This is a genomic window from Rhodococcus sp. PSi06, from assembly GCF_054960675.1.
In genome coordinates this window covers 35,637-49,579 of the sequence record NZ_JBHNYO010000019.1, presented here as the reverse complement: position 1 = coordinate 49,579, position 13,943 = coordinate 35,637, and the positions used below count along the sequence as shown (strand labels likewise).

Annotated in this window: 14 protein-coding genes; 7 read left to right on the top strand and 7 right to left on the bottom strand. The window is 64.8% G+C overall.

Going from position 1 to position 13,943, the window contains the following annotated elements; translation table 11 throughout:
* Nucleotides 1-5 precede the first annotated feature (5 nt).
* The 4 genes from ACFI9K_RS22180 to ACFI9K_RS22165 all read left to right on the top strand — a co-directional run bounded on the left by ACFI9K_RS22180 (nt 6) and on the right by ACFI9K_RS22165 (nt 4,576).
* A complete protein-coding gene (locus tag ACFI9K_RS22180; protein WP_462665501.1) occupies nt 6-941 on the top strand; it encodes a 4-(cytidine 5'-diphospho)-2-C-methyl-D-erythritol kinase in 936 nt (311 codons plus the stop codon).
* Entirely contained in the window at nt 941-2,737 is a 1,797-nt protein-coding gene (locus ACFI9K_RS22175; RefSeq protein ID WP_462665500.1) for an ABC-F family ATP-binding cassette domain-containing protein, read from the top strand. Before ACFI9K_RS22180 ends, ACFI9K_RS22175 begins: the two co-directional genes overlap by 1 nt.
* 109 nt (nt 2,738-2,846) lie before the next feature.
* On the top strand, nt 2,847-3,530 hold the full coding sequence (locus ACFI9K_RS22170; RefSeq protein WP_462665499.1) for a DUF4166 domain-containing protein: 684 nt from the start codon (nt 2,847-2,849) through the stop codon (nt 3,528-3,530).
* 47 nt (nt 3,531-3,577) lie between these two features.
* The gene (locus ACFI9K_RS22165) at nt 3,578-4,576 is read left to right on the top strand and encodes an enoyl-CoA hydratase/isomerase family protein (RefSeq protein WP_462665498.1); all 999 of its coding nucleotides are present in this window, start codon (nt 3,578-3,580) and stop codon (nt 4,574-4,576) included.
* Nucleotides 4,577-4,586: 10 nt separating this feature from the next.
* Here ACFI9K_RS22165 and ACFI9K_RS22160 read toward each other — a convergent pair whose 3' ends face one another.
* Nucleotides 4,587-4,940, bottom strand: a complete 354-nt coding sequence (locus tag ACFI9K_RS22160) for a hypothetical protein (protein ID WP_397520745.1) — start codon at nt 4,938-4,940, stop codon at nt 4,587-4,589.
* 70 nt (nt 4,941-5,010) lie between these two features.
* On the opposite strand from ACFI9K_RS22160, the gene ACFI9K_RS22155 reads away from it, so the two are divergent.
* Nucleotides 5,011-5,235 carry a hypothetical protein gene (locus tag ACFI9K_RS22155; protein WP_462665497.1) on the top strand — a complete coding sequence of 75 codons (225 nt, stop codon included), beginning with the start codon at nt 5,011-5,013 and terminating at the stop codon, nt 5,233-5,235.
* A gap of 163 nt (nt 5,236-5,398) precedes the next feature.
* Here ACFI9K_RS22155 and pnuC read toward each other — a convergent pair whose 3' ends face one another.
* Nucleotides 5,399-6,052 carry a nicotinamide riboside transporter PnuC gene (gene pnuC / locus ACFI9K_RS22150; RefSeq protein WP_462665496.1) on the bottom strand — a complete coding sequence of 218 codons (654 nt, stop codon included), beginning with the start codon at nt 6,050-6,052 and terminating at the stop codon, nt 5,399-5,401.
* Nucleotides 6,053-6,089: 37 nt separating this feature from the next.
* Nucleotides 6,090-7,724 carry a peptide chain release factor 3 gene (locus ACFI9K_RS22145; RefSeq protein ID WP_462665555.1) on the bottom strand — a complete coding sequence of 545 codons (1,635 nt, stop codon included), beginning with the start codon at nt 7,722-7,724 and terminating at the stop codon, nt 6,090-6,092.
* Between the two features lie 217 nt (nt 7,725-7,941).
* On the opposite strand from ACFI9K_RS22145, the gene ACFI9K_RS22140 reads away from it, so the two are divergent.
* On the top strand, nt 7,942-9,576 hold the full coding sequence (locus ACFI9K_RS22140; RefSeq protein WP_462665495.1) for a fatty acyl-AMP ligase: 1,635 nt from the start codon (nt 7,942-7,944) through the stop codon (nt 9,574-9,576).
* A gap of 91 nt (nt 9,577-9,667) precedes the next feature.
* Here ACFI9K_RS22140 and pth read toward each other — a convergent pair whose 3' ends face one another.
* From pth to ACFI9K_RS22125, 3 genes are all read right to left on the bottom strand, one after another.
* Nucleotides 9,668-10,255, bottom strand: coding sequence for an aminoacyl-tRNA hydrolase (pth, locus tag ACFI9K_RS22135; protein ID WP_462665494.1), 588 nt, complete (start codon nt 10,253-10,255; stop codon nt 9,668-9,670).
* A gap of 91 nt (nt 10,256-10,346) precedes the next feature.
* Nucleotides 10,347-11,021 (bottom strand): 50S ribosomal protein L25/general stress protein Ctc, encoded by a 675-nt coding sequence (locus ACFI9K_RS22130; RefSeq protein WP_462665493.1) that lies wholly within the window; start codon nt 11,019-11,021, stop codon nt 10,347-10,349.
* A gap of 210 nt (nt 11,022-11,231) precedes the next feature.
* Nucleotides 11,232-11,813, bottom strand: a complete 582-nt coding sequence (locus ACFI9K_RS22125) for a TetR/AcrR family transcriptional regulator (protein WP_462665492.1) — start codon at nt 11,811-11,813, stop codon at nt 11,232-11,234.
* 74 nt (nt 11,814-11,887) lie between these two features.
* Between ACFI9K_RS22125 and ACFI9K_RS22120 the strand changes: the two genes are divergently transcribed.
* Nucleotides 11,888-12,829 carry a DMT family transporter gene (locus ACFI9K_RS22120; protein WP_462665491.1) on the top strand — a complete coding sequence of 314 codons (942 nt, stop codon included), beginning with the start codon at nt 11,888-11,890 and terminating at the stop codon, nt 12,827-12,829.
* Here the strand turns inward: ACFI9K_RS22120 and ACFI9K_RS22115 are convergent.
* Complete coding sequence (locus tag ACFI9K_RS22115; RefSeq protein WP_462665490.1) at nt 12,772-13,941, bottom strand: aminotransferase class V-fold PLP-dependent enzyme; 1,170 nt, start codon at nt 13,939-13,941, stop codon at nt 12,772-12,774. The two genes, ACFI9K_RS22120 and ACFI9K_RS22115, sit on opposite strands and share 58 nt — an antisense overlap.
* Nucleotides 13,942-13,943: the final 2 nt, after the last annotated feature.

The following is a 13,943-nucleotide window of genomic DNA, read 5'->3' as shown; positions in this document are numbered from 1 at the left end:
TACTCGTGCTGTCTGTCGTTCCCACTCCCGTTGTCGTTCGGGCCCCGTCGAAGGTGAATTTGCATCTTTCGGTCGGTGACCTGCGTCCCGACGGCTTTCACGAGTTGACGACGGTGTTTCAGGCGCTCTCGCTCTCGGACGAACTGTCGGTGATTCCGGCTACCTCGCTCGCGGTTCGGGTGCGCGGGGACGACGCGAAGGTGGTTCCCACCGACTCACGCAATCTGGTCTGGAAAGCGGCCGAATTGCTGGGGCGTCGAGTGGGCCGCGAACCGTTGGTGGAGATCACCATCGACAAGGGCATTCCAGTAGCCGGCGGCATGGCGGGCGGAAGTGCCGATGCGGCCGCGACTCTGGTTGCGCTCAATGCCTTGTGGCATCTGGATCTGTCTCGCGACGAGCTCGACGAAGTCGCGGCCGAGCTCGGCAGCGACGTGCCGTTCTCGTTGCACGGCGGCACCGCCGTGGGAACCGGACGCGGTGAGAAGTTGCTTCCGGTGCTCTCGCGCAACAGTTTTCACTGGGTCCTGGCGTTGGCCAAGGGAGGTCTGCAGACGCCCGCGGTGTACAACGAGCTCGACGAATTGCGGGCCAAGGGCAATCCCCCTCGCCTCGGCGGCACCGAGGATCTGATGCACGCTCTGACGTCCGGGGATGCGCGTGCGCTTGCTCCGTTGCTCGGTAACGATCTGCAGGCTGCCGCGGTGTCGTTGATGCCGCAGCTGCGTCGCACCCTGCGAGCGGGCGTCACGGCCGGGGCCTTGGCGGGCATCGTCTCGGGCTCCGGCCCCACATGTGCGTTTCTGTGCGCCGACGCCGACGCGGCGGTGTCGGTGAGTGCCGAACTGTCCGGTGCCGGCGTGTGCCGCACCGTCCGTGTTGCGAGTGGACCGGTTCCCGGTGCTCGTGTCGTCACCAACGAATCGATTGGTTTTTCCTGATGGTCAATCTCGTCAATCTCGAAAACGTCAGCAAGTCCTTCGGCGTCAAACCTTTGCTCGACGGCGTCTCCCTCGGCGTGCAGGAGGGCGAACGCATCGGCATGGTCGGTCTCAACGGCGGAGGAAAGACCACCACGCTCGAGGTCCTCGCAGGCATCGAACCGCCGGATTCCGGACGCGTCAGCCGCGTCAACGGCCTCCGGATGGCCGTCGTCACCCAGCGTGGGGTGTTGCCTCCGGGGTCGACCGTCGGCCAGGTGGTGCTCGACCCACTGGGCATGGCCGAACACGAGTGGGCCGGCGATTCTCGGGTGCGCAACATCCTGACGGGCATCGGCATCGCAGATCTCGGACCGGCCGGCAGTTCCGGGCTCGACGCGTCGATCGACAACCTGTCCGGCGGCGAGCGGCGTCGCGTCGCGCTGGCTGCTGCACTCGTGCAAGACCTGGATCTGCTCGTCCTCGACGAGCCCACCAACCACCTGGACGTCGAAGGCGTGCAATGGCTCGCTGCGCACCTGGTGTCGCGTCGCAGTGCGCTGGTGGTCGTGACTCACGATCGGTGGTTCCTCGATACCGTCGCCAATCAGACGTGGGAGGTCGTCGGGGGGCGTATCGAAACCTACGAGGGTGGCTACAACGACTGGGTCTTCGCGCGTGCCGAACGATCCCGTCAGGCCGACGCATCCGAGGAGCGGCGTCGCAACCTCGCCCGCAAGGAATTGGCCTGGCTGCGCCGCGGCGCTCCCGCCCGAACGTCCAAGCCCAAGTACCGCATCGAAGCCGCTGAGGCATTGATCGCCGATGTACCGCCGCCTCGTGACTCCGTCGCACTGTCTTCCTTCGCACAGCGCCGGCTGGGCAAGGTCGTCATCGAGCTGGAGGACGCGCGCCTGGAAACTCCCGACGGCCGTGAACTGGTCAAGGACTTCACGTGGCGTCTGGCTCCCGGCGAGCGCGTCGGTCTCGTCGGCGTCAACGGCTCGGGCAAGACGACGATGCTCCGCACGCTCGCCGGTGAACTGCAGCCCGCGTCGGGCAAGCGCATTCAGGGCCAGACCGTCAAGATCGGTTGGCTCAAGCAGGAATTGGACGACCTACCCAAGAAGCTCCGTGTTCTCGACGCGGTCAAGGAAGTGGCCGAGCGAATAACGTTGGGCGACAAAGAGATTTCTGCTGGGCAGCTCGCGGAGAGGCTGGGCTTCACCCCCGCTCGCCAGCGCACGCCGGTCGGAGATCTGTCCGGTGGCGAACGCCGCCGCCTGCAACTGACGCGAGTGTTGATGGCCGAGCCCAACGTGCTATTGCTCGACGAGCCCACCAACGACCTGGACATCGACACCCTGCAGCAGCTCGAGGACATCCTGGACGGCTGGGCGGGAACGCTCGTCGTCATCAGTCACGACCGGTACCTGATCGAGCGCATCTGTGACTCGACGTGGGCACTGTTCGGCGACGGCAAACTCACCAACCTGCCCGGCGGCATCGAGGATTACCTGCGCAGGCGTGCCATCCTGGCTGCCGACGCGACGCCGGACTCGTTGACCACCGGTGGAGCACCGCGCAAGGCAACCCGTGACGCCGCCTCCGAGCGTGCTGCTCGCAAGGAGCTCAGCAAGCTCGAGAAGCTCGTCATTCGGCTGTCCAAGCGGGAGACCGAATTGCACGCCGAACTTTCCGAAGCAGCAACGGCCCCGGACAAGCTCGTTGCCCTCGACACCGAACTCAAGCAAGTGCTCGCGGACAAGGATGTCGCCGAGGAGCGCTGGATGGAGTTGGCTGCGGAGCTGGAGTAGAGCCTGCGGCATGTGAGTGGCTGAGTGGTGGGTCGTTCCGCAGGCTCCACTCCTGGCTCGTAGCAGGCTACGAAGTTTCGCTCCCATGAGCGCAGCGCATACTGAAGGTATGACATCGGTGGTCGCGGAAGTACTCGGTTCGGATTTCTCCCGTCTGCATCCCAAGGTTCAGTGGCGCTTCGGATTGCAGTCCTCGGACCACCGCGCCCAATTCGGGGTGGGTGTGATGGAGAAGATGACGCATTCTCGGCTGGTGCCGCCGCCGTTGCTGTGGGCGGGACGCAAGCGCGGACTCTTTCCCGCGGGTGTCGGTACGGACGTGCCGTTCACCATTGCCAACTACGCGTATGTCGACGAATTGGGCCGCGAGACAATGTCTTTCGTACGTCGTTTCGCCTTCGCCGGTCGTCCGCAGGGGATGAACTCGGTGATGGTGTCCTCGGCCGAGTCCAACGACTATGCCCTGGACTACCTGGGATTCTCGTCCGACATGGTGGTGCACACCCGGTGCGAGGTCGACGACGACGGCGGACTGATCCTCGAGAGCGAAGTACCGCGATTTCTGCTCGGCCCGTTAGCACCGAAGTTGCCCAAGGTCGCGTCGGCGGTGACGATCGGCCGGGAATGGTGGGACGCCGCCGAAGAACGCCATCGCATCGAAATCCAGGTCAAGAGCCCGGTACTCGGACAGCTGTTTCTCTATCGCGGGTGGTTCACCGCGGAGGAGCGTCCGTGTGGGCCTGCCGACATCCCCGGGGACGCGCGTCCGCGATCGGTCGAGTCTCGGGAGTAGCGCGATACCCTTACGCGTCGAACGATTTGCGCGCGAAGGAGTCAACTGTGGCCGTTGTCGAAGCCGAGGTTTCCGGCAGTGTCGGGCATATCGTCCTCAACAGGCCTGAAGCCCTGAACTCGTTGAACGGTGCCATGATCGACGGCATCCGAGCGGCTCTCGATGCGTGGCGGGACGACCCTGCGGTCGCGTCGGTTCTGGTCACCAGCAGCTCACCGCGGGCGTTCTGCGCGGGCGGCGATATCAAAGCGATTCGGCAGGCCGTCGTCGACGGCGACCACGATGCCGGTCCGCGGTACTTCGCGGCGGAATACGATCTCGACGAACTGATTGCGAACTACCCCAAGCCGTACATCGCCGTGATCGAGGCGGCGGCTTTCGGTGGTGGTCTGGGTATCTCGATTCACGGCAGCATCCGCATCGTGACAGAGAATGCTGTTCTCGCCATGCCGGAGACGGCCATCGGCTTCGTGCCGGATGTGGGGTCGAGCTATTTTCTGTCGCGGCTGCCCGGTCGAGTCGGGCGGTACTTGGCGCTGACCGGCACGCGCATCACGGGAGAGGATGCGCTCGCACTCGGATTGGCCACACACTTCTGCCCGAGCGAGGCAGTGGACGAGTTGAAGGCCGATATTCTCGCCGGCACCGATGTTCAGGAAGCGCTGGACCGCCACACCACGGCACCGTCGACGACGGAGTTGTCGTTCGACGCCGAGGCGGTGGCAGCGGTGTTCGAGGAGGATTCCCTCGTCGACATCATCGACGCGCTCGACTGCGATACACCCTGGTCGCGTTCGACCAAGACTCAGCTGGCGACGCTCTCTCCGACGGCTCTCATGGCCACCGACGCGTTGATTACGCGCGGAGAAGACAGCACGTTGAGGGAATGCCTGGACCGCGAGTTGCGAATGGCGACCTGGATCATCACCGAACCGGACTTCGCCGAGGGTGTTCGAGCGGTGTTGGTCGACAAGGATCGGTCACCGCAGTGGAAGCCTCTGGTGCTCGAGATGGTGCGACCAGAGGCCTTCCAACAGCTGTTGTGACCGACTGGGGTCAGCGGTAACCCTTGGCGGGGTTCTGCAGGTCCAGCACGATGGTCTGGCCGTTGGAACGCACGTGGATCTCGGGGTTCTGCAGGCCACCCGAGACGAGGTACTCACCGAGAAGCTGCAGCAGCTCGTCGGGGCCGACGGAGGTGTCGGGGGTGCGGATGTCACCGGTGCGGCTGCCCAGCTCGTTCTGGGTCAACCGACCTGCGATGCGGACCGAGGCGACGCCCATGGCCGTACGACGGTCGGGTGCCTGGCCGCGGCCGAGCGACGGCGTGGAGCCGGCGGTCGATCCGTGCGACGTGGAGCGGCCGTTGGTGGGCAGGCCGTGTTCTGAGATCTGATCGCTTGTAGTCACTTCAACCTCGTTCGATTCCGTGGCGGGCTTCTCTGGACGACGTCGATCCGCGCGGGGGGTCGCTGACTCCGTGACGGACGACGTTGCTGCTGCAGGCGTAGTTGCGGACGCCTTCTCGGTGGGCGTGGCCGCTGCTGCCGATTTCTCGGTGATTGCGGCCTCGACCGCCTTCTCGGCGGGCGCTGCCGCCGAAGAATCGGTGCGGACACTGGTGAGTGAGGTGGAATCGGACTTCGGCGGCGTCGCCAAACGATGCGCAGGAGCGCCACCGACCTTGATCCCGGCCAATGGGTAGTTCGTTCCCTTTGTCATGTCGTCTTCCACTTCATCGTGTTCCCAGGTGGTTCCGCGCCGAGATGTCACGATCGGATATCGATCAGGACGAGTCACTCGGCGTAAAGCACGTCAAAACGTACTCTAAGTTTGTTCGGACCCTGTGAGAGTAGCATCACGATTGTTTAAGACGCCATTTTTTGACCGATGTATTTGTTCTGGATCCTTAACCACACGGCAAATCCCCAGGCGACGAACCCCGCGTACACGAGGTAGAGGGCCGCTGACGGATAGAACCCGGCGACGACGAGCAGTGGTATGCCCACCACGTCCACCGCGATCCAGATCAACCAGAATTCGGTGAGGCCGCGCGCCATTCCGAAGGTGGCGAGCATCGATCCGGTGAAGATCCAGGCGTCGGCCCATTTGCCGAACGAGCCGAGATAGCCGAACAGCTGCGCGAACACCACCGTGCCGACGACCGCAACCACGAGCATCGCCGTCCGTTCTCGCGCTGTACCCCACCGCGGGAGCACCGCGGCCCCCGATCGCTGAGAATCTCGCATCCAGCGAACCAGTCCGTAGACGCTGACGGCGATGAACATCAGCTGGCGCCCGGCCTGGCCGTAGAGATCGAGTGCCTGCGGTGTGTGGAACACCCCGCCCAGAAAGACGGTGAACAACAACGCATTTCCGATGATGCCCACCGGCCACGCCCATACGACGCGTCGCATTCCACCGATCGCCGAGAGCAACCCGAAGCCGTTGCCGACCACCTCACGCCACAGCACGGGGTGGCCGAACACACTCAATTCGGCGTCGAGCAGCTCGATCAGCACAGGGACAGGAGTGGAGCCTGCGGAATGACCGACAGCACTACTGATCGCCCGCGGCGACGAGCGGCTCGAGGGTCAACTCGGGCATTTCCTTCTGGATGTACTGCAGGCGCCACTTGTCGCTGACCAACGCCAGCAGTGCGCCGTCGGTACGGGTGAAGATCTCGACGCCGCGCTGGCGGCCGAGTTCGACCGCTGATGCCGCGTCGGTCCGCCGAGCCAAGGAGTAACCGAGAGGTTCCATCCGAGCATCGACGCCGAACTCGGTCTTCATGCGTGCGGTGACCACCTCGAACTGCATCGGGCCGACGGCAGCGAGTACCGGCGACGCGTCACCGCGAATGTCGTTGCGCAACACCTGAACCACGCCTTCGGAATCGAGCTGCTCGACGGCGCGGCGGAACTTCTTGTATTTGTCGGCGCTGTCGACGCGCAGGGCCGAGAAGTGCTCGGGTGCGAACGACGGGATCGGCGGAAATTCGACCTTCTTGTCCGAGTACAGGGTGTGGCCCGGTGCCAGCGCGGTTGCGTTGACGAGGCCGACGATGTCTCCTGGGTAGGCGTTCTCGACTGTCGTGCGGTCGCGACCGAAGACCGTGAGGGCGTACTTGGTGGTGAACGGCTTCTTGGTCTGAGCGTGCGTGACCACCATGCCGCGCTCGAATACGCCCGACACCACGCGCATGAATGCGAGTCGATCCCGGTGGGCGGTGTCCATTCCTGCCTGAACCTTGAACACGACGGCGCTGAACGGGTCGGTCACCTCGCGCACGCCGCCCGTGATGTCCTCACGGGGTCCCGGTGCGGGGGCGAGGGCCACCAAGGTGTCGAGAATCTGCCGGACACCGAAGTTCAGCATCGCCGAGCCGAAGATCACCGGCGACGTCTGGCCGGCCAGGAACATTTCCTGATCGTGCTGCTGGCCGCTCGAGATCAGCAGATCGCTCTCCTCGACGGCGGTGTCCCAGTCGACGCCCTCGCGTGCGGCGGCCGCCTCGGCCGACATGAATTCCTCCGGCGCGATGGTCGCACCACCCGCGGTACGGGTGAAGCGGATGTAGCTACCGTCCTGCACGTCGAGCAATCCGCGGAAATCACCGGCAATGCCGACGGGCCAGTACAGCGGCGTCGGGGTCAGACCGATCCGCGACTCGATCTCGTCGAGCAGCTCCAGCGGCGACTGGCCCGGGCGGTCCCACTTGTTGATCACGGTGATGACCGGGATACCGAACTGGCGACACACCTGAAACAGCTTGAGCGTTTGGGGTTCGAGGCCCTTCGCGGCGTCGATGAGCATCACGGCCGCGTCGACGGCCGTCAGTACGCGGTAGGTGTCCTCGGAGAAGTCGGCGTGGCCCGGAGTGTCGACCAAGTTGATGACATTGGTGATCTCGGCATCGGGTGAGGTGTTGTAATTGAACTGCAGCGCAGTCGAACTCACCGAGATACCGCGTGCCTTCTCCATCTCCATCCAGTCCGAGACGGTGGAGCGACGGCCGGCTTTGCCGTGGATGGCTCCGGCCTCGGAGATGACGCGGGCATGCAGTGCGAGTGCTTCGGTGAGCGTCGACTTTCCGGCGTCGGGGTGCGAGATAACGGCGAATGTTCGACGCCTCGCGACCTCTGTCTCGAGTTCCTTGGCCGGGCTTCGGGAGGGGACGGATTCCTCCAGCACTGCCGGTCCGGACCCTTCGAGCGCTGCGTCGACGTCGGGGGTACTGGACGGGGTGCTCACGAAAACCTCATTCTCGTAGAAGGCGGCACCGGAACGGTGACCGGCAGAAAAGCTGCGTTCGAATTCTCAGGATACGCGGCCTGTTGTGCTTCGCGGGCAGGGAAGGACTGCCTACTGTGTTCGGTGGGGCGGGACTCACGTCACGAGGAGACGCGCGTTGAGCAAGTTCACCGAGGAAATGTTCGAGACCGCGAGCACCAGCAAGCGAGGTCTGGTCACCGGCGAGCCCGACGAGGCGCTGCGACAGTCGTGGGGCGACATCCACGAGCAGGCGCGTCGGATGGCAGGTGCCTTGGCCGACGCGGGCGTCGGGCACGGTGATGCGATCGGCATCCTGGCCGGTCAGCCGGTGGACATCGCTCCCGCGTGCCAGGCGACGTGGATGCGTGGGGCATCGGTGACGATGCTGCATCAGCCGACCCCGCGGACCGACCTCGCCGTATGGGGCACGGACACCGAGACCGTCGTGACGATGATCGAGGCCAAGGCGGTGATACTCGGAGCACCGTTCGACATCGCCGCCCCGGTGCTCGAGGAGCGCGGTATCACCGTGTTGAAGATCGAGGACATGAAGACCGGTCGCGATATCGACCCGGTGCCGACTGCCGAGTCCGATATCGCGTTGCAGCAGCTCACGTCCGGATCGACCGGGTCGCCGAAGGCGGTGCGGATCACGCACGAGAACTTCTACGTCAACGCGTACGCCATGATCGACCGCATCGAGTTCGACGTCGAGTCCGACGTGATGGTCAGTTGGCTGCCGCTGTTCCACGACATGGGGATGGTGGGTTTTCTCTCGGTGCCGATGCAGGTCGGTGCCGAGGTCGTCAGCATCACTCCGCTGGACTTCCTCCGCTCGCCGTTGCTGTGGGCCAAACTCATTCACAAGTACCGCGGAACCGTCACGGCAGCACCGAACTTCGCGTACTCACTGCTCGCTCGTCGCTTACGTCAGGCCGAGGACGATCTGGACCTGGATCTGTCGACGCTGCGCTACGCCTGGAACGGGGCCGAGCCGGTCGATCCGGACACGATGATCGCCCTCGCAGATGCAGGTGCCCGGTACAAACTGAACCCGTCGGCGCTCGCCCCGGTGTACGGCATGGCGGAAACGACTCTGGCAGTATCGATTCCGGATCCCGATCGCGGTCAGGTGATCGACGTCGTCGACGCGGATCTGCTCGAGACTCTGGGCCGCGCAGTTCCGGCCAGCCGCGGCAACACCCGATCCCTGGCCACGCTCGGCAAATTCGTGCCGGGGCTCGAAGGGCGTGTCGTCGACAAGGAGGGGCAGGTGCTCACCGCCCGCGGTGTCGGCATCATCGAGGTGCGAGGCAAGGCCGTCACCCCCGGGTACATCACCGTCGAGGGGCCGGTCTCGCCGCTCGACGCCGACGGCTGGCTCGACACGGGCGACGTCGGCTACATCACCGAGGAAGACTTGGTGGTCGTCTGCGGACGCATCAAGGACGTCATCATCATGGGCGGCCGCAATATCTATCCCACCGACATCGAGCGGGCGGCGGGAACCGTCGCAGGGGTGCGGCCCGGCAACGCCGTCGCCATCCGGCTCGATGCAGGCGACAAGCGTGAAAGCTTCGCTGTAGCAGTCGAAACCAACGATATCGACAAGCCGGACGAGGTCAAACGCATCGAGCGCGAGGTGATCCACGCCGTGCATTCGGAGGTGGGGGTGCGGCCGCGAACCGTTGCGGTACTGGGACCGGGCAGCATTCCGAAGACGTCGAGCGGCAAGTTGCGGCGGGCCAATTCGGCGTCGCTGCTGAGCTGAGCTGAGCCGGGACCTCACACCCTTTTTGTGGGGTGCGCGCGTGCGCTCGGCAGCGAGAACGGGCGCGCACCTCGTAACAGGGGCGCTCGGTTCAGCGCGGGTGCACGCTGTTCTGTGCTGACTCGAGCCCGGCCGAGAGCAGAAGTTCGGCGGCGTCCGCTGCCTCTTCGACGACGACGCCGAGGTCCTTGCGTTCGGCGGCCGAGAAGGGCTTGAGCACGAACGACGCCGGATCCATCCGTCCGGGTGGGCGTCCGACGCCGACGCGCACCCGAAGATAGTCCTTGGTGCTCAGATGTTGGGAGATCGAGCGGAGCCCGTTGTGGCCGCCCTCGCCGCCGCCGAGTTTGAGTCGTAGAGCGCCGAAATCGATGTCCAGTTCGTCGTGCACAACGACGATGTTCGCCGCGTCGACGGAGAAGAACCGAGCCAAGGCCGCCACCGGCTGGCCGGACAGGTTCATGAACGTGCGCGGTTTGGCGATGACCACCGAACGTCGACCCAGACGTGCCTGCACTATGTCGGAATTGGATTTCTTGTGCGAGGAGAACGCCGAGCCGACGCGTCCGGCCAGAGCGTCGGCGACCATGAAACCGACGTTGTGGCGGGTCTTTTCGTACTGCGGGCCGGGATTGCCGAGGCCGACGATCAAGGCCGGCGCTTCGAGGTCAACACTCACGTTCGTCATTGTCTCATCACGTCTTCGAAACGAACGACGCGCTGCACCCGGGTGTGGGAGCAGCGCGTCGTACGCGGTTCGTGGAGCGAGATCAGCTGTCGCTGTCCTTGCTGTCCTCGTCCGAATCCTCGTGGCTCTCGGCCTCTTCCTGAGTCTCGGCTTCGCCTTCCTCGGAAATCGGCTCGGTGCCTTCGCCGTCCGCCTCGAGCTCTTCCTCGGACGGTGCCTCGGTGACGTTGACGAGCAGCTGCTCGGGGTCGGAGATCAGGGTGACGCCGTCGGGCAGCTCGACGTCCTTTGCGTAGTACTGGGTGTCGATCTGGTTGTCCTCGACGGAGATGACGAAGTTCTCGGGGATCTCCAGCGCGTCGGCCTCGATCTCGATGTACGTGGCGTCGGTGACGACCAGGGTGCCCGGTGCGGCATCGCCTTCGACGATGACGTTGACCTCGACGGTGACGCGCTCGCCCTTCTTCAGGACGAGGAGGTCGGCGTGCTCGATGCTGCGACGGATCGGGTGCACGACGATCGACTTGGTGAGGGCCAGCTGCGACTTGCCGGCGATGTCGAGGGTCAGCACGGCGTTGGTGCCGTCGTTACGCAGCACGGCTGCGAACGCGCGAGCGTCCAGTGCGAGGTGCTGGGGATCGGTGGCGTGTCCGTAGAGGACAGCGGGAACGAGGCCGTCGCGACGTGCACGGCGAGCAGCGCCCTTGCCGAATTCGGTGCGGACCTGAGCGGTGAGATTGTTTACCTTCGATGCCATGGTGCTACATGCTCCTGATAACTGTGATCTGTGGTTCGTGCGGCGTACTTCGTCGGGCGGTCAAGCTCGTCGGGGCGGACACGAACGAGCGCGGCCAACGGGGCCGAGCCGCGTCGATAACGGTGGATCCTGAAATCGTGGATCTACCCTCGCCGAGACAACCTGGAAGACAATACACGACCACGTCATATGCACGGAAGTTCGGCCCTGCTACGAACGTGCGTGCACGTCGAGCGCGGCGAGCAACTCGGCAGCGATGCCACGCGCGACGGTGATCGCGTCATCACGGCCGCCGGCGGTTCCCATCACCACCGCTCCCTCGTGCAGCACCGACAATCGTGTTCCCAGTTGGTCGGCGTCGGCGTAGCCGGCATCGGCGGCCAGACGCGCGAACTGCGTTCTGGTCCACTCTTTTTCGGCCTCGATGATCTCGAGGACCGGGCTGTCGGTACCGCCGAACTCGGCGAAGGCGTTGACGAATCCACAGCCGCGATGGTTGTCGCGCATCCATGATTCGAGCGCGTCGTACACCCCGAGAATTCGGGCGTCGCCGGGAGCGAGGGATTCGACATAATTGCTGACGTGCTCGCACCACAGGCCGAAACGGCGAGTGAGGTAGCGCTGCACCAGACCGTCCTTGGAGCCGAAGCGGTCGTACAGGGTCTTCTTGGTGGTGCCCGCTTCCTCGGCGATGAGGTCGACGCCGACGGCCCGGATCCCGCGGGCGTAGAACAACTCGCTGGCGACGGTGAGGATGCGTTCTCCGGCGGGGGTCAAACGCTCGTCGAGCATGGTTACCTTCCATAAGCGCTGGTGAGAAGCAGGTGCACTGCGAGTATACAGACCTGTATGTTTACATCGCGTTCATGACATTACGCATCGACGTTCTGGCCGGCACAGCTCTGGTGGTGCTGTGGAGCTCAGGATTCATCGGAGCCGAACTCGGCACGGCCGAAGCTCCCGCCCACACCCTGTTGGCCTGGCGCTATGTAGCCGCTGCGGTGCTGTTGGTCGCCTGGTGCCGCTATCGACGACTGAAACCGAGCTGGCACGCAGTCCGAATCCATGCCGTTCTGGGCCTGTTCTGCCAATTCCTGTACCTCGGTGCCACCATCACGGGCATCGGTATGGGCGTGCCGCCGGGCGTCGCCGCGTTGATCGCCGCCCTGCAGCCACTGCTGGTTGCGCTCGCGTCGAGCAGAATCTTCGGTGAACGCGTAAGACCGATGCAGAGTCTGGGACTCGTCGTCGGCATCGCCGGGGTAGCGCTGGTCGTGGTGGGGGACATGTCCGGGGCCGGGCTCGGCTGGCCCGTCTACTTGCTACCGGCCGCAGGGATGCTGGCGCTGTCGATAGGAACGATCGGACAGAGAGTCCTGGCACCCAAGGAGCCGATTGCACTGTCGATGGCCATTCAATGCTCCTTCAGCGCACTCGGTTTCATGGCCTGGAGCGTGCTGGCCGGAGATGCCGCACCGCCGATGACGGTGGCGTTCGGGGCGGCCGTCGCATGGACCGTGGTGCTCTCGACATTCGGCGCATACGGCGCGTACCTGTTCGTCGTGCGTCGCAACGGTCCGACGCGTGCCAGCGTGCTGCTCTACCTGACACCGCCGACGACCATGATCTGGGCCTGGCTCATGTTCGGCGATGCGATCACCTGGATCGGAGTCGGTGGACTCGTGGTCTCAGCGGTCGGGGTGGCGGCCTATGTGAGCGGCAGTGCCACACGGAACGACCGGAGAGCCGGTCACTCACCGGCGAGCGCAGCGAGCATCGTGTCCAGCTCGGCGAAGGTGACGAAGTAGTGCGGAGAGGCGCGCACCACGGAATCGAGTCCCCGGCCCGCCATGTCCAGTTGTGTCGAGCTTCGGTAGCTCACTCGCACTGCCACGCGCCGGCGTGCGAGCCTGTCCCGGACAGCCTCGGGGCCCTCGTCGTCGACGGTGAACGAGACGATGCCGTTCTTGCGGTCGCCGAGGTCGTGCACGGTCACCCCGGGGATCTTTCGAAGCCCGGCGCGCAGATATTCGGCACGTTCGACGACGGCTTGTTCCACATTGTCCATACCGAGTTCGAGCAGGTAGTCGACGGCAGCACCGAGCGCGAGCCTGGCGGCGACGTCGCATTCCCAGAACTCGAAGCGGGTGGCGTCGTCGGCCATTCGGTAGGTGTTTCGGTCGACCCATTCCGCGCTGTGCAGGTCCAAGGCCGGCGGATGCAGCGTCGACGCCAATCCTGGACGCAGGTACAGAAATCCGGTTCCGCGTGGGCCGCGGAGCCATTTGCGTCCGGTGGCCGAGAGTGCGTCGACACCGAGTTCCTCGACGTCGACGCGCATCTGCCCGATGGACTGGCAGGCGTCCAGTAGCACCAGAGCGCCGTGCCGGTGAGCGAGATCGGCGACGGCTCGGGCGGGGTTGATCAGGCCACCGTTGGTGGGTGCGTGCACCACCGATACCAGCTTCACGCGATCGTCGAGCATGGTTGCCAACGCGTCGACGTCCATCTGTCCCGACTCGTCGCTGGGAATCACCTCGACGATCGCTCCAGTGACCTCGGCGCGATGCAGAGCCGCGATCGCGTTGCTGGCGTATTCCGCCTCGCCCAACAGGATTCGATCACCGGGGAAGAGCGGCACCGAGTAGAAGAAGTCGGTCCAGGCCCGTGTCGCGGAATCGCTCAGTGCGATGCTCGACGCCGGCGCTCCGATCAAGGTGCCGATCGAGGTCTTCACCGCGGCCAGGTCGTGCTGGCGTTCGGCTGCGGCCGAATATCCGCCGATGTCCGCTTCTCGACGCAGATGTGAGATCGCGGTCTCGAGGACGACGGTAGGAGGCAACGAGGAGCCGGCGCTGTCGAGAAACACCTGCTCCGACGCACCGGGGGTGTCGCGGCGGATGCGGTCCTGATCGAGCATCG

Bases quoted from the DNA above. Each gene is read 5' to 3' on its own strand.
- ACFI9K_RS22115 (WP_462665490.1), bottom strand. From the start codon at position 13,941: ATGCTCGATCAGGACCGCATCCGCCGCGACACCCCCGGTGCGTCGGAG.
- ACFI9K_RS22125 (WP_462665492.1), bottom strand. From the start codon at position 11,813: ATGCTCGACGAGCGTTTGACCCCCGCCGGAGAACGCATCCTCACCGTC.
- ACFI9K_RS22120 (WP_462665491.1), top strand. From the start codon at position 11,888: ATGACATTACGCATCGACGTTCTGGCCGGCACAGCTCTGGTGGTGCTG.
- ACFI9K_RS22130 (WP_462665493.1), bottom strand. From the start codon at position 11,021: ATGGCATCGAAGGTAAACAATCTCACCGCTCAGGTCCGCACCGAATTC.
- ACFI9K_RS22170 (WP_462665499.1), top strand. From the start codon at position 2,847: ATGACATCGGTGGTCGCGGAAGTACTCGGTTCGGATTTCTCCCGTCTG.
- ACFI9K_RS22175 (WP_462665500.1), top strand. From the start codon at position 941: ATGGTCAATCTCGTCAATCTCGAAAACGTCAGCAAGTCCTTCGGCGTC.